Origin of the sequence: Streptomyces sp. NPDC059696 (genome assembly GCF_042733745.1) — a bacterium.
Lineage (GTDB): Bacteria > Actinomycetota > Actinomycetes > Streptomycetales > Streptomycetaceae > Streptomyces.
On record NZ_JBHWFG010000003.1, the window covers coordinates 36,077 to 59,957 of the forward strand.

Annotated in this window: 21 protein-coding genes and 6 tRNA genes; 14 read left to right on the forward strand and 13 right to left on the reverse strand. The window is 70.0% G+C overall.

What is annotated here, in order from left to right:
- Positions 1 to 45 precede the first annotated feature (45 nt).
- Positions 46 to 585 (reverse strand): hypothetical protein, encoded by a 540-nt coding sequence (locus tag ACFV20_RS03895; RefSeq protein WP_385652040.1) that lies wholly within the window; start codon positions 583 to 585, stop codon positions 46 to 48.
- Between the two features lie 87 nt (positions 586 to 672).
- A complete protein-coding gene (locus ACFV20_RS03900; RefSeq protein ID WP_356662038.1) occupies positions 673 to 1,023 on the reverse strand; it encodes a metallopeptidase family protein in 351 nt (116 codons plus the stop codon).
- 83 nt (positions 1,024 to 1,106) lie between these two features.
- On the opposite strand from ACFV20_RS03900, the gene ACFV20_RS03905 reads away from it, so the two are divergent.
- From ACFV20_RS03905 to ACFV20_RS03935, 7 genes are all read left to right on the forward strand, one after another.
- The gene (locus tag ACFV20_RS03905; protein WP_385652042.1) at positions 1,107 to 2,681 is read left to right on the forward strand and encodes a metallophosphoesterase; all 1,575 of its coding nucleotides are present in this window, start codon (positions 1,107 to 1,109) and stop codon (positions 2,679 to 2,681) included.
- Positions 2,682 to 2,761: 80 nt separating this feature from the next.
- Positions 2,762 to 2,834: transfer RNA gene (locus ACFV20_RS03910), tRNA-Glu, on the forward strand.
- 35 nt (positions 2,835 to 2,869) lie between these two features.
- A tRNA-Asp gene (locus ACFV20_RS03915) sits at positions 2,870 to 2,944 on the forward strand.
- 24 nt (positions 2,945 to 2,968) lie between these two features.
- Positions 2,969 to 3,042: transfer RNA gene (locus tag ACFV20_RS03920), tRNA-Phe, on the forward strand.
- Positions 3,043 to 3,271: 229 nt separating this feature from the next.
- Positions 3,272 to 7,216 (forward strand): ATP-dependent RNA helicase HrpA, encoded by a 3,945-nt coding sequence (gene hrpA, locus ACFV20_RS03925; RefSeq protein ID WP_385652045.1) that lies wholly within the window; start codon positions 3,272 to 3,274, stop codon positions 7,214 to 7,216.
- Between the two features lie 93 nt (positions 7,217 to 7,309).
- Positions 7,310 to 7,384, forward strand: a tRNA-Asp gene (locus tag ACFV20_RS03930).
- Between the two features lie 332 nt (positions 7,385 to 7,716).
- Positions 7,717 to 7,908, forward strand: a complete 192-nt coding sequence (locus tag ACFV20_RS03935; protein WP_385652048.1) for a DUF6274 family protein — start codon at positions 7,717 to 7,719, stop codon at positions 7,906 to 7,908.
- 460 nt (positions 7,909 to 8,368) lie between these two features.
- Here ACFV20_RS03935 and bldC read toward each other — a convergent pair whose 3' ends face one another.
- Together bldC and ACFV20_RS03945 are read right to left on the reverse strand one after the other, a co-directional pair.
- Entirely contained in the window at positions 8,369 to 8,575 is a 207-nt protein-coding gene (gene bldC / locus ACFV20_RS03940) for a developmental transcriptional regulator BldC (protein WP_003949541.1), read from the reverse strand.
- Between the two features lie 599 nt (positions 8,576 to 9,174).
- Positions 9,175 to 10,020 carry a hypothetical protein gene (locus ACFV20_RS03945; RefSeq protein WP_385652050.1) on the reverse strand — a complete coding sequence of 282 codons (846 nt, stop codon included), beginning with the start codon at positions 10,018 to 10,020 and terminating at the stop codon, positions 9,175 to 9,177.
- A gap of 223 nt (positions 10,021 to 10,243) precedes the next feature.
- On the opposite strand from ACFV20_RS03945, the gene ACFV20_RS03950 reads away from it, so the two are divergent.
- Together ACFV20_RS03950 and ACFV20_RS03955 are read left to right on the forward strand one after the other, a co-directional pair.
- Positions 10,244 to 11,350: a Leu/Phe/Val dehydrogenase gene (locus ACFV20_RS03950; RefSeq protein ID WP_385652052.1), complete on the forward strand. Its 1,107-nt coding sequence runs from the start codon at positions 10,244 to 10,246 to the stop codon at positions 11,348 to 11,350.
- Between the two features lie 319 nt (positions 11,351 to 11,669).
- Positions 11,670 to 11,915, forward strand: a complete 246-nt coding sequence (locus tag ACFV20_RS03955; RefSeq protein ID WP_053669978.1) for a DUF3073 domain-containing protein — start codon at positions 11,670 to 11,672, stop codon at positions 11,913 to 11,915.
- Between the two features lie 84 nt (positions 11,916 to 11,999).
- Here the strand turns inward: ACFV20_RS03955 and purM are convergent, their stop codons facing one another.
- The 9 genes from purM to purS all read right to left on the reverse strand — a co-directional run bounded on the left by purM (position 12,000) and on the right by purS (position 21,021).
- Complete coding sequence (gene purM, locus ACFV20_RS03960) at positions 12,000 to 13,067, reverse strand: phosphoribosylformylglycinamidine cyclo-ligase (RefSeq protein ID WP_385652054.1); 1,068 nt, start codon at positions 13,065 to 13,067, stop codon at positions 12,000 to 12,002.
- A 45-nt stretch (positions 13,068 to 13,112) separates the two neighbouring features.
- Positions 13,113 to 14,642: an amidophosphoribosyltransferase gene (gene purF, locus ACFV20_RS03965; protein ID WP_361122548.1), complete on the reverse strand. Its 1,530-nt coding sequence runs from the start codon at positions 14,640 to 14,642 to the stop codon at positions 13,113 to 13,115.
- A gap of 63 nt (positions 14,643 to 14,705) precedes the next feature.
- Positions 14,706 to 15,479, reverse strand: coding sequence for an META domain-containing protein (locus tag ACFV20_RS03970; RefSeq protein WP_385652057.1), 774 nt, complete (start codon positions 15,477 to 15,479; stop codon positions 14,706 to 14,708).
- Positions 15,480 to 15,516: 37 nt separating this feature from the next.
- The gene (locus ACFV20_RS03975; RefSeq protein WP_385652060.1) at positions 15,517 to 16,314 is read right to left on the reverse strand and encodes a sterol carrier family protein; all 798 of its coding nucleotides are present in this window, start codon (positions 16,312 to 16,314) and stop codon (positions 15,517 to 15,519) included.
- A gap of 10 nt (positions 16,315 to 16,324) precedes the next feature.
- Positions 16,325 to 17,158, reverse strand: coding sequence for a M23 family metallopeptidase (locus tag ACFV20_RS03980; RefSeq protein WP_385652062.1), 834 nt, complete (start codon positions 17,156 to 17,158; stop codon positions 16,325 to 16,327).
- A 30-nt stretch (positions 17,159 to 17,188) separates the two neighbouring features.
- Positions 17,189 to 17,689: an ArsR/SmtB family transcription factor gene (locus tag ACFV20_RS03985; RefSeq protein WP_385652063.1), complete on the reverse strand. Its 501-nt coding sequence runs from the start codon at positions 17,687 to 17,689 to the stop codon at positions 17,189 to 17,191.
- A gap of 112 nt (positions 17,690 to 17,801) precedes the next feature.
- The gene (purL, locus tag ACFV20_RS03990) at positions 17,802 to 20,060 is read right to left on the reverse strand and encodes a phosphoribosylformylglycinamidine synthase subunit PurL (RefSeq protein ID WP_385652064.1); all 2,259 of its coding nucleotides are present in this window, start codon (positions 20,058 to 20,060) and stop codon (positions 17,802 to 17,804) included.
- Complete coding sequence (gene purQ, locus ACFV20_RS03995) at positions 20,057 to 20,761, reverse strand: phosphoribosylformylglycinamidine synthase subunit PurQ (protein WP_385652066.1); 705 nt, start codon at positions 20,759 to 20,761, stop codon at positions 20,057 to 20,059. The genes purL and purQ overlap by 4 nt, the downstream gene beginning before the upstream one ends.
- Entirely contained in the window at positions 20,758 to 21,021 is a 264-nt protein-coding gene (gene purS, locus ACFV20_RS04000) for a phosphoribosylformylglycinamidine synthase subunit PurS (protein ID WP_031137820.1), read from the reverse strand. Before purS ends, purQ begins: the two co-directional genes overlap by 4 nt.
- 267 nt (positions 21,022 to 21,288) lie before the next feature.
- Between purS and ACFV20_RS04005 the strand changes: the two genes are divergently transcribed.
- The 5 genes from ACFV20_RS04005 to ACFV20_RS04025 all read left to right on the forward strand — a co-directional run bounded on the left by ACFV20_RS04005 (position 21,289) and on the right by ACFV20_RS04025 (position 23,865).
- Positions 21,289 to 21,606, forward strand: a complete 318-nt coding sequence (locus tag ACFV20_RS04005) for an Lsr2 family protein (RefSeq protein WP_344460887.1) — start codon at positions 21,289 to 21,291, stop codon at positions 21,604 to 21,606.
- A 134-nt stretch (positions 21,607 to 21,740) separates the two neighbouring features.
- A tRNA-Gly gene (locus ACFV20_RS04010) sits at positions 21,741 to 21,812 on the forward strand.
- A gap of 80 nt (positions 21,813 to 21,892) precedes the next feature.
- Positions 21,893 to 21,965, forward strand: a tRNA-Gly gene (locus ACFV20_RS04015).
- Positions 21,966 to 22,093: 128 nt separating this feature from the next.
- Positions 22,094 to 23,065 carry an ABC transporter ATP-binding protein gene (locus ACFV20_RS04020; protein WP_385652068.1) on the forward strand — a complete coding sequence of 324 codons (972 nt, stop codon included), beginning with the start codon at positions 22,094 to 22,096 and terminating at the stop codon, positions 23,063 to 23,065.
- On the forward strand, positions 23,062 to 23,865 hold the full coding sequence (locus tag ACFV20_RS04025) for an ABC transporter permease (RefSeq protein WP_385652071.1): 804 nt from the start codon (positions 23,062 to 23,064) through the stop codon (positions 23,863 to 23,865). The genes ACFV20_RS04020 and ACFV20_RS04025 overlap by 4 nt, the downstream gene beginning before the upstream one ends.
- The last annotated feature ends 16 nt before the right edge of the window (positions 23,866 to 23,881 follow it).

Below are 23,881 nucleotides of genomic sequence, written 5' to 3' on the forward strand. Positions count from 1 at the left end.
CCGACCGCGGAAATGTGTCCCGCGCCACCCCGTCCCGGCCGGACCTCACGCCGGTGACCCCGCCTCCGGCGCCGGCTCCCGCTGCGCCAGCTGCGGCCCCGGCGGCTCATGCGCCGACGACGACGGCTCCGGCGTCGGCTCCGCAGACGCCGTCGGCTGCTGCGGAGTCGGAGTGGGCTCGGGCTCGGCGGTCCGGGTGGGCGTCGACTGCGCCGGCGGTTTCGGCGTCGGCCGGGCCGTGCTCCCCGGCCTGTCCCGCCCCGGCACGACCGCACTCGCCTCGGCACTGGGCGACTCCTCCGGAGCCGCCGACTCCGCGCCACCGCCCTTGCCCTTGCCGCCCTTCTTGCCCTTCCCGCCCTTGCCGCGCTCTCGCTCGCCGTCGGGCCCGACCGCGCCCGGCCCGCCACCGCCCCCCGACACCGCCGGCCCGCCCCCGGACGCCTTCCCGTCCCGCTGCCCGGCGGAGTGCGACGGCTTGACGCTCCCGCCCGCGCCGTCGTCGCCGACACTCATGCAGCCGGCGGCAGCGGCGACCGCCACGACCGTCGCGGCCAGTCGGACGGGTACGTACAAGGGGCGCACGGGGCCACCTCCGGAAGGGGTGAGGGAGTCAACACCTCCAACTCCCGCCGCCCACAAGAGGACACGCGCCCCGTATTCACAACCCGGTCAGCCGTATCCCAGGGCGTGAAGACGCGCGTCGTCGATGCCGAAGTGGTGCGCGATCTCGTGCACCACCGTGATCTCCGTCTCCGCCACCACGTCCTCCCGCGACTCACACATCCGCAGCGTCGGATTCCGGTACACGGTGATCCGGTCCGGCAGCACACCCGCGTACCACTCACCCCGGTCGGTCAGCGGAGTCCCCTCGTACAACCCGAGCAGCTCGGGATCGTCCGCGGGCGGCTCGTCCTCGACGAACACCGCGACGTTGTCCATCAGTCGCGTCAACTCCGGCGGAATCCGGTCGAGCGCCTCGGCGACCAGCTCCTCGAACTCCTCGCGCGTCATCTCCAGCACAGGCCCATTGTCGGCCACGACCCCGCCGGACGAGAGCCTCCCGGCGCCGCATATCCCACCGCCGACTTGGGCATACGGGACCAATGGCCCGCGTCCCCGCCGCAGTCCTGAGTGTCCTGAACCCGATCCGCAAGGCCCCGCACCGCCTCGCCCGCCGCTACCGCTCCCGCCAGGCACCCACCACGATCGAACTCGTGGCACAGCCACACCCGTGGACGCGCGCCGCGGGACTCGTGGCCGTCGTCCTGTGCGGCGCGTGGCTGGGACTGCTGGTCGTGGGCAGCGTCCGGGTCCCGGTCGGCCCCATGGACACCACGATGACGCTGCGCCCGTCGTTCACCGGCGGCACCCGGATCAACATCTCGCCCCTCGGCGCCCTGCGCCTGGACAGCCACATCGCGCCCGTCCGCCTCGACGTGAACGTCGACCAGCTCGACCCCGACCGCTCCCAGGCCCTCGTCGACCACCCCGAACGCCTCTCCGGCCTCCAGGACGAGGTCACCCAGGACGTCAGCCGCGGCACCCTCGACCTGGCCCTGCGCTCCGGCGTCGCCGTCGTCACCGGGGCCACCGCCCTCGGCCTCGCCGTCTACCGCCGGCCGCGCCGCGCTCTGGCCGCCGGCGGCCTCGCCCTCACCCTCCTCGCCGCCTCGGGCGGCACGGCGTACGCCACCTGGCGCCCCGACTCCGTCCTGGAACCCAAGTTCTCCGGCCTGCTCACCTCGGCCCCCTCCCTCGTCGGCAACGCGCGCAGCATCGTCACGGAATTCGACGTCTACCAGAAGGAATTGGCCCGCCTGGTCACCAACGTGACCAAGCTCTACGACGCCACCTCGACGCTCCCCGCCTACGCGCCCGACCCCTCCACGATCCGGGTCCTGCACGTCTCCGACATCCACCTCAACCCGGCGAGCTGGAAGATCATCGCCTCGCTCGTGGAGCAGTACAAGGTCGACGTGATCGTCGACTCGGGCGACACGATGGACCACGGCACCGCCGCCGAGAACGGCTTCCTGGACCCCATCGAGGACCTCGGGGCCCCCTACGTCTGGGTCCGCGGCAACCACGACTCGATGATCACCCAGCGGTATCTGCAGGGCCTGAAGAACGTCCACGTCCTGGACGGCGGAAAGGCTCAGACGATCAGGGGCCTGCGCTTCGCGGGCATCGGCGATCCGCAGTTCACCCCCGACCGCTCGCAGCAGACCGGCGCCCGGCAGTCCCAGGAACTGGCCGGTGCCCGCCTGGCCACGGCCCTGCGCGACCAGAGCAGGGCCGGCACCCCGGTGGACGTCGCCATCGCCCACGAACCCTCCGCCGCCCGCGAGGTCGACGGCGAAGTCCCCCTGGCCCTGGCGGGCCACCTGCACCACGACGAGATGGAGATGCTCCCCTACGGCACCCGGCTCCGCATCGAGGGCTCCACGGGCGGCAGCGGGCTGCGCGCCATCGAGGGCAAGCACCCCGATCCCATCGAGGCGTCGATCCTGTACTTCGACCGGGACACCCGCCGCCTCCAGGCCTGGGACGAGATCGAACTGGGCGGCCTCGGCCTCACGACGGCGGAGGTCAGCCGCCACCTCCCGGAGGAGAACCAGCCCGGCGCGACCCCCTCCCCCGGCACCCCCACGAAGGGCACCCCGCCGACCTCCTCCTAAACCGTTTTGGCGATAGCTCCCGCCATCCCATATGCTTCTCACGTCCCCGACGCGCTGAGAAGCGCCCAGGCGGGCCGATAGCCCTCATCGTCTAGCGGCCTAGGACGCCGCCCTTTCAAGGCGGTAGCACGGGTTCGAATCCCGTTGGGGGCACGCACCACCCTGTGCGACACTGTCGTACGAAGCTTGGTCCTGTGGAGCAGTTTGGAGTGCTCGCCACCCTGTCAAGGTGGAGGCCGCGGGTTCAAATCCCGTCAGGACCGCTGAGGTTTCACGTGAAACCTCGTGGCTGGGTAGCTCAGTTGGTACGAGCGTCCGCCTGAAAAGCGGAAGGTCGCCGGTTCGACCCCGGCCCCAGCCACAACCGCCCTCACCAGGGCCTGAGCCCCTCTCCGGGTTTCCGGAGAGGGGCTCTTTCGTGCCTCATGACGACCCGAGGGCGCCTCGACCAAGGGCGGGAGGGGCCGGCCCGCACGCAGGTGGACAAGCCCGTCCGCGCGGCCTGGTACTGGCCCGGCCCGTCCCGGCCGGCCGGTCGGCGGCAAAAGCGTTAGCCACGAAATTCGCCGGGATGAGATCCTGGATCGCGTATGTCTACGCACCCCGCCCCCGCCCTCGGCGCCCTCGCCCCCCGCCTGACCGAGCTGTCCCTGCGCGACGCGCACCGGCTCGGGCGCAGGCTCGAAGGTGCGCGCAAGATCCGTAAGCCGGAGGCGCGGGCCGCCGTGCTCGCCGAGATCGAGGCGGAGGTCGCACGAGCCGAGGAGCGGATGGCCGGCCGTCGTGCCCTCGTGCCCGAGGTCACGTATCCCGAGCAGCTGCCGGTCAGCCAGAAGAAGGACGCGATCGCCGAGGCCATTCGCGACCACCAGGTCGTGATCGTCGCCGGTGAGACCGGTTCCGGCAAGACGACGCAGATCCCCAAGATCTGTCTGGAGCTGGGGCGCGGCGTGCGCGGCATGATCGGACACACGCAGCCGCGTCGGATCGCCGCCCGGACGGTCGCCGAGCGTGTCGCGGAGGAGCTGGACACGCCGCTCGGCGAGGCGGTGGGCTGGAAGGTGCGCTTCACCGACCAGGTGAACCCGGACTCGACCTTCGTCAAGCTCATGACCGACGGCATCCTGCTCGCCGAGATCCAGACCGATCGCGAGCTGCGCGCCTACGACACGATCATCATCGACGAGGCCCACGAGCGGTCCCTCAACATCGACTTCCTGCTGGGCTACCTCGCCCAGCTGTTGCCCAAGCGCCCCGATCTCAAGGTCGTCATCACCTCGGCCACGATCGACCCCGAGCGCTTCTCGCGGCATTTCGGCGACGCCCCGATCATCGAGGTCAGCGGCCGTACGTATCCGGTGGAGGTCCGTTACCGGCCGTTGCTGGAGGAGGACGGCGACGACGCCGACCGCGATCAGATCACGGCGATCACCGATGCCGTGGAGGAGCTCCAGCGGGAGGGCAAGGGCGACATCCTCGTCTTCCTCTCCGGTGAGCGGGAGATCCGGGACACCGCCGACGCGCTCACGAAGAAGCAGTACAGATTCACCGAGATCCTGCCCCTCTACGCCCGGCTCTCCCACGCCGAGCAGCACCGCGTCTTCCAGCCGCACACCGGCCGCAGGATCGTTCTGGCCACGAACGTCGCCGAGACCTCGCTGACCGTCCCGGGCATCAAGTACGTCATCGACCCCGGCTTCGCGCGGATCTCCCGCTACAGCCATCGCACCAAGGTGCAGCGGCTGCCGATCGAGCCGGTGTCGCAGGCCAGTGCCAATCAGCGCAAGGGCCGTTGCGGCCGTACGTCCGACGGCATCTGCATCCGGCTGTACAGCGAGGACGACTTCAACGCGCGGCCGGAGTTCACGGACGCGGAGATCCTCCGCACCAATCTGGCGTCCGTCATCCTGCAGATGACCGCGGCGGGCCTGGGCGACATCGAGAAGTTCCCCTTCATCGACCCGCCGGACCACCGCAACATCCGCGACGGCGTCCAGCTGCTCCAGGAGCTGAACGCCCTCGACCCCGCGCAGAAGGACCCGCGCAAGCGGCTGACGGACACCGGCCGCAAACTGGCCCAGCTGCCCGTCGACCCCCGGCTGGCCCGCATGGTCCTGGAGGCCGACCGGAACGGCTGTGTCCGCGAGGTCATGGTCATAGCCGCCGCGCTGTCCATCCAGGACCCGCGTGAGCGCCCCGCCGACAAGCAGACCCAGGCCGATCAGCAGCACGCCCGCTTCAAAGACGAGACCAGCGACTTCCTCGTCTACCTCAACCTGTGGCGTTATGTCCGCGAGCAGCAGAAGGAGCGCGGGTCGTCCTCCTTCCGCCGGATGTGCAAGCAGGAGTACCTCAACTTCCTTCGCATTCGTGAATGGCAGGACATCTACTCGCAGTTGCGCACGGTCGCGAAGCAGATGGGGATCCATCTCAACGAGGACGACGCCCCGGCCGACCGTATCCACCTCTCCCTCCTGGCCGGCCTGCTGTCGCACATCGGCATGAAGGACGTGAAGGAGGGCGCGAAGAACGAGTATCTGGGCGCGCGCAACGCCAAGTTCGCGGTCTTCCCGGGGTCGGCGCTGTTCAAGAAGCCGCCGCGTTTCGTGATGTCCGCCGAGCTCGTCGAGACGTCCCGCCTCTGGGCCCGTGTCAACGCGAAGATCGAGCCCGAGTGGGTCGAGCCGCTCGCCGCGCACCTCGTGAAGCGCACCTACAGCGAACCGCACTGGGAGAAGGACCAGGCCGCGGTGATGGCGTACGAGAAGGTCACGCTCTACGGCGTGCCGATCGTCGCCCAGCGGAAGGTGAACTACGGGCGGATCGACCCGGAGGTCAGCCGTGAGCTGTTCATCCGGAACGCACTGGTCGAGGGTGACTGGCGCACGCACCACAAGTTCTTCTCGGACAACCGCCGCCTGCTCACCGAGGTCGAGGAGCTGGAGCACCGCGCCCGGCGCCGGGACATCCTGGTCGACGACGAGACGCTGTACGACTTCTACGACCAGCGGATCCCCGAACACGTGGTCTCCGGGGCGCACTTCGACTCCTGGTGGAAGCACAAGCGGCACGAGCAGCCCGACTTCCTCGACTTCGAGCGCGAGATGCTCATCAACGAGAAGGCGGGCGAGGTCACCAAGGCCGACTACCCCGACTCGTGGCGCCAGCGGAACTTGAAGTTCCGCGTGACGTACCAGTTCGAGCCGGGGGCGGACGCCGACGGCGTGACCGTGCACATCCCCCTCCAGGTGCTCAACCAGGTCACGGACGAGGGCTTCGACTGGCAGATCCCGGGCCTGCGCGAGGAACTGGTGACGGAGCTGATCCGGTCCCTGCCCAAGCCGATCCGCCGGAACTACGTCCCGGCGCCGAACTTCGCCAGGGCGTTCCTGGACCGGGCCGTCCCGCTCCAGGAGCCCCTCACCGCGACCATGACCCGTGAGCTGCGGCTCATGGTCGGCGTGCCCTTCGAGGCGGACGACTTCGACCTGTCCAAGGTCCCCGACCATTTGAAGATCACGTTCCGGATCGTCGACGAGCGTCGCCGCAAACTGGCCGAGGACAAGGACCTGGAGGCGCTGAAGCTCAAGCTGCGCCCCAAGGCCCGCAAGGCCCTCTCCCAGGCCGCGGCGGCGACCGCGGAACGCTCCGGCGGTGAGTCCCTGGAGCGCTCGGGGCTGACCGACTGGACGATCGGCACGCTCACCCGCGTCTTCGAGACCCGCCGGGCCGGTCAGCCGGTGAAGGCGTACCCGGCGCTGGTCGACGACGGCGACACGGTCTCCGTACGCCTCTTCGACACAGAGGCGGAGCAGGCGCAGGCCATGTGGAAGGGCACGCGCCGGCTGATCCTGCGCAACATCCCGGTCAACGCGGCGAAATTCGCGAGCGACCGTCTGACGAACGCGCAGAAGCTGGCGCTGTCCGCCAATCCGCACGGCTCGATCCAGGGCCTGTTCGACGACTGCGCGATGGCCGCCGCCGACAAGCTGATCGGGGACTTCGGCGGGCCGGCGTGGGACGAGGAGTCGTACCGCAAGCTGTACGACAAGGTGCGCGCCGAGATCGTGGACACGACCGTCCGTACGGTGGGGCAGGTGCAGCAGGTCCTGGCCGCCTGGCAGGCCTGTGAGCGCCGCCTGAAGGCCGTACGCAGCCCCGCGCTGCTGCCGAATCTCCAGGACGTGCGGCGGCAGCTGGACGCGCTGGTGAAGCCCGGCTTCGTGACGGAGGCGGGGCTGCGCAGGATGCCGGACCTGATGCGTTATCTGGTGGCCGCCGACCGGCGTCTGCAGCAGATGCCGACGAACGTCCAGCGGGACACCACGCGGATGCAGAAGGTCCACGAGATGCAGGACGAGTACGCCTGGCTGCTGGAGCAGCTGCCGCAGGGCCGGCCCGTTCCGTCGTCGGTGCTCAACATCCGCTGGATGATCGAGGAGCTGCGGGTCAGCTATTTCGCCCACGCGCTGGGGACGGCGTACCCCGTCTCGGACAAGCGGATCGTGAAGGCGATCGACGCGGCGGCGCCGTAACCGGACCGGCACGCAGGGTGAGTTCGACCCGGGGCCCACCCTCCTGTACAGTCTCTTCTCGCAGCGCAACGCACGAATCGCACTGCGAAACCTGGTCCTGTGGAGCAGTTTGGAGTGCTCGCCACCCTGTCAAGGTGGAGGCCGCGGGTTCAAATCCCGTCAGGACCGCAGTAAAGAGCCCGGATCTTCGGATCCGGGCTCTTTGGCGTCCGTGTGCACCCCAGGCCAGGTGGAGGCCGCGCCCGCGGCGCAGCCGCAATCAGACGCAGCAAATCCCGTCAGGACCGCAGTAGGGAGCCCGGGTCTTCGGATCCGGGCTCTTTTTGTCGTTCTCTTCGCGTTGTGCTCGTGGCTCACGGATCCGGGCTCTTTCCCGCGTCCTGGCCTCCGGGTCCGTCTCCGGGGCTGCTTCCGGGGCCTGCATGCCGTCTTGACGGTCCCTCAATCCCTCGGTACCCCAGAACCAGGGTCGTTCTCCGTACGGTCCCTGGAGGTGGCGTATGGCGGCGGTGGCCAGGCACGAGACGCGGGCTCTGCTCCGCGCGCACCTGTCGGCCGCGTCGTCGTACCGGCACCTCACCCGGCACTGCCCGATCTGTCATCGCCTGCTGCGGCTGGCGATGGAGTCCGCACCGCGTGCCTCCCGGACCGCGGCCCCGCCCCAGGAGGACGAGAGCCCGACGCCGGCATGACCCACGAGCGGCCCCAACACCCGTGCGTACACGGGCTGCTGGCAGGGGCGGCTTCTCTACCGCACCCCGGGCAGAGCTAACAAGCTGCTTGGTATGTGACGGGTGTCACCGCATGAGTTTTGGAAAGTGCGGTACTTACACCCCTCCTACAAGGGGTCAATTTAATATGTGCAATTGCACCCTGTCCGGGGTGTCACGCACAGCGACTCCGACACCCCTCCCCAGGCTCCTACAAGGCCGCGCACAGCAGGCCCGGCAGACCACCGCGGGCGCACAAAAAAGATCGCGCTGGACCCGGCGGAGTCCAGCGCGATCGACGACGCACCCTGTTGTATGCCTGGAGAGCTCTGAGTGGCTTGGGCGTGGGGCCTGTTGGGGCAGGACCCGCGTCGCTTGGAGCTGCGGTTCCGGGCACCGCGGCCAGTGGGGGACCGGCCGGTTTGCCCGGTTATTCAGTTGTTCAGGCCTCGCTGCGCTGCTGCGGGATGCCCGCGAGCAGAGCGCGGACCTCAGCCTCGCGGTAGCGCCGATGCCCGCCGAGCGTGCGGATCGACGTGAGCTTGCCGGCCTTCGCCCACCGCGTGACCGTCTTCGGGTCCACACGGAACATGGTGGCGACCTCAGCCGGGGTCAGCAGCGGCTCGGCATCAGGGGTGCGAGCGGTCATGAGCGGCCTCCTCGGGAGAACCGAACCTTCTCGGTTCTTTCCTCTAAATTCTGCACCTTGACCCGCGTTGCCCGAAATGGCGGACGCGAGTCGAGTCGGTTATAGGACGAACGGCTTGTCCTCGGCACTACAACTACACCATCTGTCCAGCCGCGTCGGCCAAACCGATGGAATTGCCCCTCCAGGTGTTCATCAGCGACGGAAGCCGATGGACCATGCCATAGCGGACAGTCACACCGCTGTGACGATCAGTCACAGGGTGATCAGGAAGTCACCAGACCCCCCAAAGCGTGCAATGCTGAGATTCCGCCCATAGTGCAGCACCATAGGACGGAAGGAGCCCTCCCCGGACTCCTTGTCCTATTTTGGCATGAGGAGGGGCAAGGGACGCAAGAGCCTCGTACGTGTACTCCGTCACGCTTGGCCTACTTGAGAGGTCTGCCCGGATCGGGTCCTACGTCCCTTGTTGACGAAGCCTCAGGAAGAACACGGCCCGCTTCAGGAACTCGGTGCGAGGACGAAACCCCAAATCGGGCGGTTCGTCAAACGTCAGTTCGTGACCGAATGCGAGCGGTGTGTACGGACATCAAGGTCAGGGGTCAGTTGGCCGACCGCAGATCCCGTACGGAACGCCAGCGCTCCACGAGCCGGGCGTACGCCTTCCCCGCCGCCTCCCCGTCGCCCCTGCGCAGCGCGGCGATCCCCTCGGCCACGTCCGCGGCCGAATGGTCGTCCTCCAGCGCCCCGGCCGGCACCGCGTGCACCAGGCCGCCGTAGTCCAGTTCCACGTGCGAACGCGGGTGGAACTCCTCCAGCCAGCGCCCGACGTCGGTGAGGCCGTCGATCAGCGGCCCCTCGTCCATGGCCTCCCTCAGGGCGCGCAGGCCCCGGGCCACCCGCCGCCGGGCCTGGACCATGGGGGTGCGGTAGCGCAGCACGGGCGGGCTGCCGGCCGACGCGCCCTTGTCGTACTCGCGCTCCTCGTCGGAGACCAGCACGAACCAGTTGATCGGCACCTGCCAGGTGGCCGTGCGGATCCACGGCCGGGCGTCGGGGTTGATCGCCAGCCAGCGCTCGTAGTCCTGGGCCGCCTGGCGCCGCAGGACGGGCGGCAGGACCGCGTCCATGACCGGCGGGGGCAGTTCCTCGGACAGCTCGTCCAGGGCCAGCCAGCCGCGCAGCCGGGTGCGCCAGGGGCAGACGCAGACGACGCCGTCGACCTCCAGCACGAAGGCGTCCTCGCTCTCGTGCACCGGCACCGGCACCGGCGGGGTGGGCGCCAAGTCGCTCAGGGCACGGCGGAGTTCGTCCTGGTACGAGGGACGGTCCGTGCGGCGGGCGTAGCGGGCCCACTGGCTGCGCTCCGGCTCGGGGAAGGCGGCCAGCGGTTCGTACACGCGCAGGTAGGTCGTGTAGGGGACGATCACCGAGGTCACCTTGGGCACGCCTGCTCCCTCCCCCGCACTCCGCGGCGAAAACCTGCCGGACCCGCTCGCGATCGCGCGGGAAATCTATGCAAATCGTCGCACGGGTGTACTCCGGTCGGAGGGGATCCTGTGCACGGTGCGGCCGGCGGGGCCACCAGGCTCTAATCTCATGCTCAACAGTCCCCGCCACCCACACGGGGCCTGCTCTCCACCCGCCGCAATTTACTCAGGAGTCACCACAGTGACCGACGTAACCGGCGCACCTGCTGATGTACTGCACACCCTGTTCCACTCGGACCAGGGCGGACATGAGCAAGTCGTGCTCTGCCAGGACCGCGCGAGCGGCCTCAAGGCCGTCATCGCCCTCCACTCCACCGCCCTGGGCCCCGCGCTCGGCGGTACGCGCTTCTACCCGTACGCGACCGAGGCCGAGGCCGTCGCCGACGCGCTGAACCTCGCCCGCGGGATGTCGTACAAGAACGCCATGGCCGGTCTCGACCACGGCGGCGGCAAGGCCGTGATCATCGGCGACCCGGACACCGTCAAGAGCGAGGAGCTGCTCCTCGCCTACGGCCGGTTCGTCGCCTCGCTGGGCGGCCGCTACGTCACCGCCTGCGACGTCGGCACGTATGTCGCCGACATGGACGTCGTGGCCCGCGAGTGCCGCTGGACGACCGGCCGCTCCCCGGAGAACGGCGGCGCCGGGGACTCCTCCGTCCTCACCGCCTACGGCGTCTACCAGGGCATGCGCGCCTCCGCGCAGCACCTGTGGGGCGACCCCTCGCTGCGTGGGAAGCGGGTCGGCATCGCCGGTGTCGGCAAGGTCGGCCACCACCTGGTGGAGCACCTGCGGGCCGAGGGCGCCGAGGTCCTCATCACCGACGTGCGTGAGGAGGCTGTGGGCCGGATCCTCGCGGCGCACCCGACGGGCGTGACGGCCGTCGCCGACACCGCCACCCTGATCCGCGCCGAGGGCCTCGACATCTACGCCCCCTGCGCGCTGGGCGGGGCCCTGAACGACGACACCGTGCCGGCGCTCACCGCCACGGTGGTCTGCGGCGCCGCCAACAACCAGCTCGCCCACCCGGGGGTGGAGAAGGACCTCGCCGACCGCGGGATCCTCTACGCGCCGGACTACGTGGTGAACGCCGGCGGGGTCATCCAGGTCGCCGACGAGCTGCACGGCTTCGACTTCGACCGGTGCAAGGCGAAGGCGTCGAAGATCTTCGACACCACGCTGGCCATATTCGCACGTGCGAAGGAGGACGGTATTCCGCCGGCCGCGGCGGCCGACCGGATCGCCGAGCAGCGGATGCACGACGCGGCCCTGGCCCGCCGGGCGGGCTGACCCCGGGGCGGCGCGGGCCCGATCCTCGGGGTCTCGCACGTTTGGCCGGTACCCGTCGGTGGGCAGTTAGAGAGAACTCTCACTTCTACCGGCGGGTCGACCGCCGATAAGTGGTTAAAATCGCGGTTGACCAGCGAGGACGGGGCGCCTCGAAGGTCCTGGGCGCGGGCACGTCATGCGGGCGACGTACCGTATGGGCGCGGGCTCAGGTACCGTGGAAGCCCTACGGACCGGTCTCTCTGCGGAGAGTCCGTGCCGGACCATGAACGCGTGTCAAGACTCTGGGGCCGTCGAGCCCCGTCGTTGAGGGGGTCGAGCCATGGGGCGCGGCCGGGCCAAGGCCAAGCAGACGAAGGTCGCCCGCCAGCTGAAGTACAACAGCGGTGGGACTGACCTCTCACGCCTGGCCGAGGAGCTGGGTGCATCGCCTTCGAATCCGCAGCCGCCTAACGGCGAGCCGTTCGAAGACGATGAGGACGACGACCTGTACGCACGGTACGCCGACCTCTATGAGGACGACGACGACGAGGACGGCCAGTCCTCGCAGCATCGTCGCGGCGCTTGACCCTGCACTGACGCACTCACCCGGTCGGTGACCGACGGTCACCGACCGGGTTCTGTGCTGCCTGCACGGTCATGACCCCGTGGCTCAGCTCGCGTAGTCACCGACCAGGGCGGCGCCGGTGGTGTGCTCGCCCCGGTCCGTGATCTCTCCGGCCACCCAGGCGTCCACGCCTCGGTCGGCGAGGGTCGCCAGGGCCACGTCCACGGACTCCTGGGGCACGATCGCGATCATGCCGACGCCCATGTTCAGGGTCTTCTCGAGCTCCAGGCGTTCGACGCTGCCGGTGCGGCCGACCAGGTCGAAGATCGGGGCCGGGGTCCAGGTCGAGCGGTCCACGATCGCGTGCAGCTCGTCGGGGACGACCCGGGCGAGGTTGGCCGCGAGCCCACCGCCGGTGATGTGGCTGAAGGCGTGCACCTCGGTGGTGCGCATCAGGGCCAGGCAGTCCAGCGAGTAGATCTTCGTCGGCTCCAGCAGCTCCTCGCCGAGGGTGCGGCCGAGCTCCTCGATGTGCGCGTCCAGGGCCAGACCGGCCTGGTTGAGCAGGACGTGGCGGACGAGGGAGTACCCGTTCGAGTGAAGACCGGAGGACGCCATGGCGATCACCGCGTCACCCGTCCGGATGCGATCGGCCCCGAGCAGCCGGTCGGCCTCCACGACGCCCGTACCGGCGCCGGCGACGTCGAAGTCGTCCTCGCCCAGCAGGCCCGGGTGTTCGGCCGTCTCGCCGCCGACCAGGGCGCAGCCGGCCAGTACACAGCCCTCGGCGATGCCCTTGACGATGGCGGCGACCCGCTCGGGGTGGACCTTGCCGACGCAGATGTAGTCGGTCATGAACAGCGGCTCGGCGCCACACACCACGATGTCGTCCATGACCATCGCGACCAGGTCGTGGCCGATGGAGTCGTAGACGCCCAGCTGGCGGGCGATGTCGACCTTGGTGCCGACGCCGTCCGTGGCGGAGGCGAGCAGGGGACGCTCGTAGTTCTTCAGGGCGGAGGCGTCGAAGAGGCCGGCGAAGCCGCCGAGGCCGCCGAGGACCTCGGGGCGCTGGGCCTTCTTCACCCACTCCTTCATCAGTTCGACGGCGCGGTCGCCCGCTTCGATGTCGACGCCCGCGGCTGCGTAGCTGGCACCAGTTGTGTCAGGCATGACGATGAGAACCTTCGTGTTGTACGGCAGGTGGGACGGGCCGTCTTACGGGCGGCGGATCGCGTCGGCGGCGGCCGTGGCGGCCGGGCCGGCGGCCAGCTCCGTTTCCAGCAGCTGCTTGCCGAGCAGCTCGGGGTCCGGGAGCTCCATCGGGTACTCGCCGTCGAAGCAGGCGCGGCACAGGTTCGGCTTGGCGATGGTGGTCGCCTCGATCATGCCGTCGATGGAGATGTAGGCCAGGGAGTCGGCGCCCAGGGACGTGCCGATCTCGTCGATCGTCATGCCGTTGGCGATGAGCTCGGCGCGGGTCGCGAAGTCGATGCCGAAGAAGCAGGGCCACTTCACGGGCGGCGAGGAGATCCGGATGTGGACCTCGGCGGCGCCCGCCTCGCGCAGCATGCGGACCAGGGCCCGCTGGGTGTTGCCGCGCACGATCGAGTCGTCGACGACGACCAGGCGCTTGCCCTTGATGACTTCCTTCAGCGGGTTCAGCTTCAGACGGATGCCCAGCTGGCGGATGGTCTGCGAGGGCTGGATGAAGGTGCGCCCGACGTAGGCGTTCTTCACCAGGCCGTTGCCGAAGGGGATGCCGGAGGCCTCCGCGTAGCCGATGGCGGCGGGGGTGCCGGATTCCGGCGTCGCTATCACCAGGTCGGCCTCGACCGGGGCCTCCTTCGCCAGCTTGCGGCCCATCTCCACGCGGGAGAGGTACACGTTCCGGCCGGCGATGTCGGTGTCGGGGCGGGCCAGGTACACGTACTCGAAGACACAGCCCTTGGGCTTCGCGTCCGCGAATCGGGAGGTCCGGAGGCCGTTCTCGTCGATGGCGACGAACTCGCCCGGCTCGATCTCGCGGACGTAGGAGGCGCCGCAGATGTCGAGGGCGGCGGACTCGGAGGCGACGACCCAGCCGCGCTCCAGCCGGCCGAGGACCAGCGGGCGGATGCCCTGCGGGTCGCGGGCCGCGTACAGGGTGTGCTCGTCCATGAAGACGAGCGAGAAGGCGCCTCTGACCTGCGGGAGGACCGTGTGTGCGGCCTCCTCGATGGTCAGCGGCTTGCCGTCCTCGTCGACCTGGGCCGCGAGGAGCGCGGTGAGCAGGTCGGTGTCGTTGGTCGCCGCGACGCGCGGGGTGCGTCCGCCTTCCTGCTTGGGCAGGTCGGCGACCATCTCGGCGAGCTGGGCGGTGTTGACGAGATTGCCGTTGTGGCCGAGCGCGATGGATCCGTGTCCGGTCGCGCGGAAGGTCGGCTGGGCGTTCTCCCAGACGGAGGCACCGGTGGTCGAGTAGCGGGCGTGTCCGACCGCGATGTGACCCTGGAGCGAACCGAGGGAGGTCTCGTCGAAGACCTGGGAAACCAGGCCCATGTCCTTGAAGACGAGGATCTGTGAGCCGTTGCTGACCGCGATTCCCGCGGATTCCTGGCCTCGATGCTGGAGGGCGTAGAGCCCGAAGTACGTGAGCTTGGCGACCTCTTCGCCCGGAGCCCAGACACCGAAGACGCCACAAGCGTCCTGGGGGCCCTTCTCGCCGGGGAGCAGGTCGTGGTTGAGTCGTCCGTCACCACGTGGCACGTCCCCGAGTGTAGGCGAGGTCGACCACTGGTCCGAATTGGGGATACCGGACTTTCCGGTGGATCACCGCTCGGCGACGGCTCGCACGCGCGTACCGTTTTCGCTGGTCAGGGTGAGGGTTTGATGATCGACTCGGTACTCGGTCTCTCCGTCGAAAAGTCGCAGCAGGGTCTTCTCGTCGTCCATGAGTGAGTCTTCGCACATCATTCGGGTCCTGGCGGGAGGGCCGAGGGTGATATGGCCGTCGCGGACCGTGGCCTTCGCGTGCACCTTGTTGCAGCCGAGGCTGCCGGAGACGGTGCCCTTCTTCGTGTCGAGGGTGAGGTGGGCCCGGCCGTCGGCGTGCGGAGTCGTGACGGTCCACTTGGTGCCGGCCAGTGGGGCGTCCTTGGCCTCGCTCAGACGGACGGTGTCGCCCCGGTCGGTGGTCAGGGTGAGGCGGCCGTCGTCCACCGTCGCCTTCAGCTCCTGGCCGGAGAGGGTGCGCGCGAGGGCCGTCTCGAACTCCATCGGCTTGTTCTCGCAGGCCATCTCGGTGGACCGGGTCTTGCCCAGCCGGACGCGGTCGCCGTCGACGGTGGCCTCGGCGCTGAAGGTGTTGCAGCCGAGGCTGCCCTCGGCCCGGCCCTGGTCGATGGTCACGTGGGCGCCGGTGGGGGCCTTCTGCGTCCTGCCGTCCGCGGTGACGCTGTCCACGGTCCACCGCACACCGGTGACCGGCTTCCCGGCACCGACCGAGCCGCTGCCGCCGTCCGCCTTCTCACTGCCGCAGGCCGCCATGAGCGGGACGAGCATGGCGGCGGCCGTCAGGGTCATGCGCTGCTTCTGCCTGTCCATGCCACTTCGACGGGGGAACCGGGGGGATCGGTTCCCCTCAGCGCAGCAGGGGCAGGCAGGCCGACAGGTCCGCGCGCTCCCCGCTGGCGCTGACCTTGGCGTCCTGGAGTGCCGAGGCCCAGGTGAGGCGTCCGGTCGCGAGCCGGATCCAGGTCAGCGGGTCCGTCTCGACGACGTTGGGCGGGGTGCCCCGGGTGTGCCGCGGACCCTCCAGGCACTGCACCACCGCGTACGGCGGCACCCGCACCTCCGTCGATCCGCCGGGGGCCTTCGCGGCGAGCGTGTCGGCCAGGAGCCGGGTGCAGGCGGCCAGGGCCTGGCGGTCGTAGGGGATGTCCAGGGCGGGGACGGCGGCGTTGAGGTCGTCGGTGTGGACGACGAGTTCGACGGTGCGGGTGACGAGGTAGTCGGCCAGGGGCAGGGCTCCGGCGCTGGTGGCGAGGAGCCGGGTGTCGGGGTGGGCGGCGAGGTCGGCGGTGAAGCGCTCCTCGGTGGCCGCGAGGTGGGCGACGGGATCCGGGTGGGTCTCGGCGAGCTCGCGGGCATGGGCGGCGATGTCCGGCGCCTCGGCCGCGATGGCGGCGGGCCAGTCGAGGAGGGTGCCGTCCTGCGTGGCCGGTTCCGGCAGTGCGGTCAGCCGGGACACCGCCCCGAGGCTCATCCCGACATGGGCCGTCAGGTCCCGTACGGTCCAGTCGCCCAGCCGGGTGGGCAGGGCGAGCTGCTCGGGGGTGAGGCCGGCGACGGCGTCCCGCACGTGCCCGAACTGTGCGAGCACCGCCGCGCGGATCTTGGCGGGATCGTAGCTGCGGGTGCGTTTCCTGGCCGGGGGCATGGGGGTCAGCCTAGATGCGGGCGGTGACAGGGGGAGCAGCCTCGAAGAACTCCCCGTTCCGTGGGACGCCGATGCCCCGCCAGGTGAAGGGGATGCCCCGGGCCGCGTCCGGGTCCGGGGCGTCCATGAGCTGGAAGTGCAGGTGCGGCTCGGAGGAGTTGCCGGAGTTGCCGCAGCGGGCGATCGGCTGCCCGGCCCGCACCCGGTCGCCCTCCCGGACGGTGAGGGAACCGCGCCGGAGGTGGGCGTAGGCGGCGTAGGCGCCGTCGCCGAGGTCGAGGACGACGTGGTTGCCGAGGAGACGGTGGACGCCCGACATCTCGCGTAGCGAGCCCTCGACGAGCATCAGGTACAGCAGGCCGGGCAGGGAGGTGCGGCTGAGGTGGTCGCGCTGCCCGTCGGCCACTCGTACGACCGTGGCGTCGGCCACCGCGAGGACGGGGGCGTCGAACGCCGGGAAGTGGTGGGGCCGGCGGGCGAGCGGCCGGAACCAGGCGAAGGCCGGGCGGGCACCCGGCTCGGGCTCGGCGAGGACGTCGATGGCGTACGTCTGGCCGTGGGCGTGCACCCCGTGGCTCGGGGTGCGGTCGGCCGGGCTGTTCAGCGCGGACCAGCGCCCGGTGACGGGCACGGCGACCTCGAGGGGCTCACGGGCGACGCCGGGGGCGTCCGGTGTGCCGCCCCAGCGGTTGGTGACGGTGATCACGGCGAACGCCAGGACCAGGGGCACCAAGTCCCACCACACCGCGTAGTCCCAGCCGCTCAGGACATGGACGGTCACCATGCCGACGAAAACCAGTTGGAGCCCTCGGAAGGCTGTCGTGCCGAGCTTGCGTGCGGACATCTCCGTCCCCCTCGTGCGGTGGGTGAGCTGCTACGGGCGGGTCGTCGCCAGTGCCACCAGCAGCGGTACGACCCGGGCCGGTGGCACCTCGTGGCGGCCGCGGGCGGTCGTGTGCAGCCAGCCCGTGGCGGTGAGCTGGCGCAGGTGGTGGTAGATCTGGCCGGTCGTGCCGGTCTCGTCCAGCCCGGCCAGTTCGGCGGCGGTGCGCCGGCCGCCGAGGATCTCGCGCAGCAGCCGCAGACGGACCGGGTGGCCGAGGGCCGCGAACGACTCGGCGGCCGCCGTCCAGTCGCCTTCCAGCAGGTCCTCCGTGAGGAGGGTCATCTGCCAGGAGTACTCGTCGCCCGTCGGCAGGCCGACGGATCCCGTGTAGAGGACACCGCCGTCGGGTGCCTCCGCCTCGGACAGCTGCTCCCGCAGCCCGTTCAGCGCCCAGAAGTCGCCTCCGCCGACGCGGGGGCCGGTGCTCCGGGTACCTTCCAGGGCCGCCAAGCGGCGTTCGAGCTCCGCGACGCGTTGTTCCAGATCCACCCTGAGAGATTACGAAGATACGTAATCACGTGCAAGGGCCCGCGCCCCTCTCCTTCCGGACACGGCGAAGCCCCCGCCCGGCGGACCGGGCGGGGGCTTCGGTAGCGATTGCCTACTTCAGCAGCGCCGGGATCGTGCCCTCGTGCGCCTCGCGCAGCTCGGACAGGGACAGGGCGAACTCGCCCTGGACGTCCACGGTGTCGCCGTCGACGACGCCGATGCGGGTGACCGGCAGGCCGCGCGCACCGCACATGTCGTTGAAGCGGACCTCCTCGGAGCGCGGCACGGCCACGACAGCGCGGCCCGCCGACTCGGAGAAGAGGAAGGTGAAGGCGTCCAGACCGTCCGGGACGATCAGGCGGGCGCCCTTCCTCCCGAGCAGCGCCGACTCCACGACCGCCTGGATCAGACCGCCGTCGGACAGGTCGTGCGCGGAGTCGATCATGCCGTCGCGGGAGGCGGAGATCAGGATCTCGGCGAGCAGGCGCTCACGCTCCAGGTCGACCTGCGGGGGCAGGCCGCCGAGGTGGTCGTGCACGACCTGGGACCAGGCCGAGCCGCCGAACTCCTCACGCGTGTCGCCGAGGAGGTAGAGCAGCTGGCCCTCCTCCTGGAAGGCGACCGGCGTGCGGCGGGCCACGTCGTCGATGACGCCGAGGACCGCGACGACCGGGGTCGGGTGGATGGCGGCCTCGCCCGTCTGGTTGTACAGCGAGACGTTGCCGCCGGTCACCGGGGTGCCGAGCTGCTGGCAGGCGTCGGCCAGGCCGCGCACGGCCTCCGCGAACTGCCACATGACCGCCGGGTCCTCGGGCGAGCCGAAGTTCAGGCAGTCGGAGACGGCCAGCGGCTTGGCGCCGGTGGTGGCGACGTTGCGGTACGCCTCCGCCAGGGCGAGCTGGGCGCCGTGGTACGGGTCGAGCTTGGCGTACCGGCCGTTGCCGTCCGTGGCGATGGCCACGCCGAGGCCGGTCTCCTCGTCGATCCGGATCATGCCGGAGTCCTCGGGCTGGGCGAGGACGGTGTTGCCCTGCACGAAGTGGTCGTACTGGCTGGTGATCCAGGACTTGGAGGCCTGGTTCGGGGAGGCGACCAGCTTCAGGACCTGGTCCTTCAGCTCCTCGGAGGTCGCCGGGCGGGGCAGCTTGTTCGCGTCGTCCGCCTGGAGGGTGTCCTGCCAGTCGGGACGGGCGTACGGGCGCTCGTAGACCGGGCCCTCGTGGGCGACCGTGCGCGGGTCGACGTCGACGATCTTGCCGCCGTGCCAGTAGATCTCCAGGCGGTCGCCGTCGGTCACCTCACCGATGACGGTGGCGATGACGTCCCACTTCTCGCAGATCTCCAGGAACCGGTCGACCTTCTCCGGCTCGACGACCGCGCACATGCGCTCCTGCGACTCGCTCATGAGGATTTCCTCGGGGGAGAGAGTCGAGTCCCGCAGGGGTACGTCGTCCAGCGTCACGCGCATGCCGCCGGAGCCGTTCGACGCCAGCTCGCTGGTCGCGCAGGACAGGCCCGCCGCGCCGAGGTCCTGGATGCCGACGACCAGCTTCTCGGCGAAGGCCTCCAGGGTGCACTCGATGAGGAGCTTCTCCTGGAAGGGGTCGCCGACCTGCACGGCCGGGCGCTTCGAGGGCTTGGCGTCGTCGAAGGTCTCGGAGGCCAGGATCGAGGCGCCGCCGATGCCGTCGCCGCCGGTGCGGGCGCCGTACAGGATGACCTTGTTGCCCGCGCCGGACGCCTTCGCGAGGTGGATGTCCTCGTGCCGCATGACGCCGATGGCACCGGCGTTGACCAGCGGGTTGCCCTGGTAGCAGGCGTCGAAGACGACCTCGCCGCCGATGTTGGGCAGACCCAGGCAGTTGCCGTAGCCGCCGATGCCCGCGACGACACCCGGCAGCACGCGCTTGGTGTCGGGGTGGTCGGCGGCGCCGAAGCGCAGCGGGTCGACGACGGCGACCGGGCGGGCGCCCATGGCGATGATGTCGCGGACGATGCCGCCGACACCGGTGGCCGCGCCCTGGTAGGGCTCGACGTACGACGGGTGGTTGTGCGACTCGACCTTGAAGGTGACCGCGTAGCCCTGGCCGACGTCGACGACACCGGCGTTCTCGCCGATGCCGACGAGCATCGCGTCGGACCGGGGGGCCTTCTCGCCGAACTGGCGCAGGTGGACCTTGCTGCTCTTGTACGAGCAGTGCTCCGACCACATCACCGAGTACATGGCCAGCTCCGCGCCCGTGGGGCGGCGGCCGAGGATCTCGACGACCCTCTCGTACTCGTCCTTCTTCAGGCCCAGTTCGGCCCAGGGCAGCTCGACGTCGGGGGTCGCGGCCGCGTGCTCGACCGTGTCCAGAGGCGTCCGGCTCATGCGTTGACCAGCTTCTTGAGGATCGAGGTGAAGAACGGGAGGCCGTCGGTGCGGCCGGTGCCGATCAGCGGCTCGACGGCGTGCTCGGGGTGCGGCATGAGGCCGACCACGTTCCCGGCCTCGTTGGTGACGCCGGCGATGTCCCGCTGCGAGCCGTTGGGGTTGCCGTACCCATCGGCGGCTTCGCCGCGGACCAGGTACCGGAAGGCGACGCGGCCCTCGGCCTCCAGCTTGTCCAGCGTGTACGCGTCGGCGACGTACTGCCCGTCATTGTTCTTCAGCGGGATGGAGATCTCCTGGCCGGCCGCGTAGTCGGTGGTCCAGGCGGTCTCGGCGTTCTCCACCCGCAGCTTCTGGTCACGGCAGATGAAGTGCAGGTGGTCGTTGCGGAGCATCGTGCCCGGCAGCAGGTGGGCCTCGGTGAGGATCTGGAAGCCGTTGCAGATGCCGAGGACCGGCAGACCGGCCTTCGCCTGCTCCAGCAGGGGCTCCATCACCGGCGAGAAACGGGCGATGGCTCCGGCGCGCAGATAGTCGCCGTAGGAGAAACCACCGCACAGCACCACGGCGTCGACCTGCTTGAGGTCCTTGTCCTTGTGCCACAGGGCGACCGGTTCGGCGCCCGCGACACGGATCGCGCGCTGGGTGTCACGGTCGTCCAGGCTGCCGGGAAAAGTGACGACGCCAATACGAGCGGTCACTTCGCGGCCTCCGCGACTTCCTCGACCCGGATCGTGAAGTCCTCGATCACGGTGTTCGCGAGGAAGGACTCCGCAAGATCATGAATGCGGGCGAGGGCGGCCTCGTCGACCGGCCCGTCAACTTCCAGTTCGAAACGCTTTCCCTGGCGGACGTCCGAGATCCCGTCGAAACCCAGCCGCGGCAGTGCGCGCTGCACCGCCTGGCCCTGGGGGTCGAGGATCTCCGGCTTGAGCATGACGTCGACTACGACGCGTGCCACTGGCACTCCCGGTGTGTGGTGCTGAGCAGGTTCCTTCAGACTACCCGTACAAAATTTCTACGCGCGTTGACTTGTAGGAAACTACGTGACCGTCATCACGATCCGGCATCGACGGACCCACACACGAAATTTTCGGGAAAGATTCCGGATCGACACCCGGCACCTATTGCCTTCTGACACGCGGAAGGATTTAGTCGGGCTTCACAATGCATTGCCAGGCACTGTACAAATGAATTGGCAAAGTGCCGCATGAAGGGACCGATATTCGTGGCGCAAAAGGTCGTGGTCACTCTCTCTGACGACATCGACGGCTCGGAAGCGGCGGAAACGATCGCCTTCGGACTGGACGGCAAGTCGTACGAGATCGACCTGAGCGAAGGCAACGCCGGAGAACTGCGGAAGGCGCTCGCGCCCTACGTGGAGGCCGGCCGCAAGCGGTCCCGCTCCGGCAAGGCGTACCGGCAGACGGAGGTCGCCCCCGACCCGTCGGCCGTACGCGCCTGGGCGCAGGCCAACAAGATGGACGTCCCCGCGCGCGGGCGCATCCCCAAGAAGGTCTACGAGGCGTTCACCGCGGCCCAGTGACGGCCCGTCCACCCCGGGCCGATGCCCGCTCACCCGCCCCTCGCGGCAGCCGACTTGCGCAGCACCCCGGCTGATCAGCTAGAGTCTGGAGCACGCCGAGGGGCGAGGCCGAAAAGCCCAGCTCACGGAAACATGCGGGTGTAGTTCAGTAGTAGAACATCCCCCTTCCAGGGGGAAGGCGCAGTGTGCGATTCCTGTCACCCGCTCTGCATCGCCGTACCGGCCACAGTTGTGGATCAGGTAGGCTGGTGCCGCACCGGTCGGTGAAAGCCGATCGGGAGCACATGCGGACGTAGCTCAGTTGGTAGAGCGCAACCTTGCCAAGGTTGAGGTCGCGAGTTCGAACCTCGTCGTCCGCTCGGGAAAGAAGCCCCGGTCCCTCAGGACCGGGGCTTCTTCGTGTGCTGATCCCGTTTCTGACATTTGTCATGCCGAGTGATGACAGCGCGCACTGCCTCCGGCCCCGCCCGGCCGGGACGCTGGACGCATGGAAACCAGCGGACACGAACACGTGATTGAGGTCACTGACCTGCGACGTGTGTACGGGGGCGGGTTCGAGGCGGTACGCGGAATCAGCTTTTCCGTCCGGCGGGGAGAAATCTTCGCGCTGCTCGGCACCAACGGCGCGGGCAAGACCTCCACCGTCGAACTCCTGGAAGGGCTCGCGCAGCCGGCCGGCGGCCGGGTGCGCGTGCTCGGGCACGACCCGTACACCGACCGGGCCGCGGTACGGCCCCGCACCGGCGTGATGCTCCAGGAAGGCGGCTTCCCCTCCGAGCTGACCGTCGCCGAGACCGCCCGGATGTGGGCGGGATGCGTGAGTGGCGCCCGGCCCCCGGCGGAGGTACTGGCGCTGGTCGGCCTGGAAGCCAAGGCCGGCACCCGGGTCAAGCAGCTCTCCGGCGGCCAGCGGCGCCGCCTCGACCTGGCGCTCGCCCTGCTCGGCGACCCCGAGGTGCTCTTCCTCGACGAGCCCTCCACCGGCCTGGACGCCGAAGGCCGCCGTGCCACCTGGGAGTTGGTGAGCAAGCTGCGCGACGGCGGGACGACGGTGCTGCTGACCACGCACTACCTGGAGGAGGCCGAGAACCTCGCCGACCGGCTCGCGATCATGCACGAGGGCCGGATCGCCACCACCGGGACCCCGGCGGAGGTGACCGCCACCGAGCCCTCGCGGATCTCCTTCGAGCTGCCCGACGGCTACTTCGTCGGCGATCTGCCCCCGCTCGGCGAACTGGGCGTGAGCGGCCACGAGACCGACGGCCGCACCGTCCGGCTGCGCACCCGCGAACTGCAGCGCACGGCCACCGCGCTGCTGGTGTGGGCCGAGCGGGCCCGGGTCGAGCTGCGCCGCCTGGACGTGCGCTCGGCCTCCCTGGAGGAGGCGTTCCTCACCATCGCCAAGAACGTCTCCGCCGAGCAGGCCGACGGCATGACGACGAAGGAGTACGCGGCATGAGCGCCATCCCCACCACGCCCCGCCCGGCAGCGGCGGCGACGACCCCGCTGAGCCGGATGACCGCGCTCGCCCGCGCCGAACTGACCCTGCTCGGGCGGACCAGGGGCGCGCTCGTCGCCGCACTGTTCGTGCCGCTGGTGATGCCGGTCAGCGTGCGGTCGGCGGCGGAGGGGATGGACCTCGCCGGGGCGGGGCTGAGCACCGGCACCCTGGTGCTGCCCGCCGCGGTCGGCTTCTCCCTGCTGTTCGCCGTGTACTCGGTGCTCGTCGGCGTGTTCGTCGTCCGGCGTGAGGAGCTCGTCCTCAAGCGGCTGCGCACCGGTGAGCTGCGGGACGTCGAGATCCTCGCCGGTGCCTCGCTGCCGGCCGCCCTCACCGGGCTGGCGCAGTGCCTGCTGCTGACGGCGGGCTGCGCGGCCCTGCTGGACCTGTCCGCGCCGTCGGCCCCCCATCTGGTCGTGCTGGGCCTGCTGTTGGGCCTCGTGATGTGCGCGGCCCTCGCCGCGGCCACCGCGAGCTTCACCCGGACCGGCGAGAGCGCCCAGGCCACGCCCATGCCACTGCTGCTGGTCTCGATGATCGGCTCCGGCATGTTCTGGCCGCTGGAGCTCATGCCGGACCGCGTGGCCTCGATCTGCGAGCTGCTGCCCCTGACGCCGATCGTCACACTGGTGCGCGGCGGCTGGACCGGAGACCTGTCCGCGTACGAGGCACTGGGCGCTCTCGCGACCGCCGTGGCCTGGATCCTCGTCGCGGTGTTTGCTGTACGGCGGTGGTTCCGCTGGGAACCGCGCCGCTGACCGAGGGGGAGTGACG

What these genes read in the sequence shown, in the direction of transcription:
- ACFV20_RS03955 (WP_053669978.1), top strand. Translation starts at nt 11,670, where the DNA reads ATGGGGCGCGGCCGGGCCAAGGCCAAGCAGACGAAGGTCGCCCGCCAG.
- purL (WP_385652064.1), bottom strand. Translation starts at nt 20,060, where the DNA reads ATGAGCCGGACGCCTCTGGACACGGTCGAGCACGCGGCCGCGACCCCC.
- ACFV20_RS03975 (WP_385652060.1), bottom strand. Translation starts at nt 16,314, where the DNA reads ATGCCCCCGGCCAGGAAACGCACCCGCAGCTACGATCCCGCCAAGATC.
- hrpA (WP_385652045.1), top strand. Translation starts at nt 3,272, where the DNA reads ATGTCTACGCACCCCGCCCCCGCCCTCGGCGCCCTCGCCCCCCGCCTG.
- bldC (WP_003949541.1), bottom strand. Translation starts at nt 8,575, where the DNA reads ATGACCGCTCGCACCCCTGATGCCGAGCCGCTGCTGACCCCGGCTGAG.
- ACFV20_RS04025 (WP_385652071.1), top strand. Translation starts at nt 23,062, where the DNA reads ATGAGCGCCATCCCCACCACGCCCCGCCCGGCAGCGGCGGCGACGACC.
- ACFV20_RS04020 (WP_385652068.1), top strand. Translation starts at nt 22,094, where the DNA reads ATGGAAACCAGCGGACACGAACACGTGATTGAGGTCACTGACCTGCGA.
- ACFV20_RS03935 (WP_385652048.1), top strand. Translation starts at nt 7,717, where the DNA reads ATGGCGGCGGTGGCCAGGCACGAGACGCGGGCTCTGCTCCGCGCGCAC.
- ACFV20_RS03980 (WP_385652062.1), bottom strand. Translation starts at nt 17,158, where the DNA reads ATGTCCGCACGCAAGCTCGGCACGACAGCCTTCCGAGGGCTCCAACTG.
- ACFV20_RS03970 (WP_385652057.1), bottom strand. Translation starts at nt 15,479, where the DNA reads ATGGACAGGCAGAAGCAGCGCATGACCCTGACGGCCGCCGCCATGCTC.
- ACFV20_RS03905 (WP_385652042.1), top strand. Translation starts at nt 1,107, where the DNA reads ATGGCCCGCGTCCCCGCCGCAGTCCTGAGTGTCCTGAACCCGATCCGC.
- purM (WP_385652054.1), bottom strand. Translation starts at nt 13,067, where the DNA reads ATGCCTGACACAACTGGTGCCAGCTACGCAGCCGCGGGCGTCGACATC.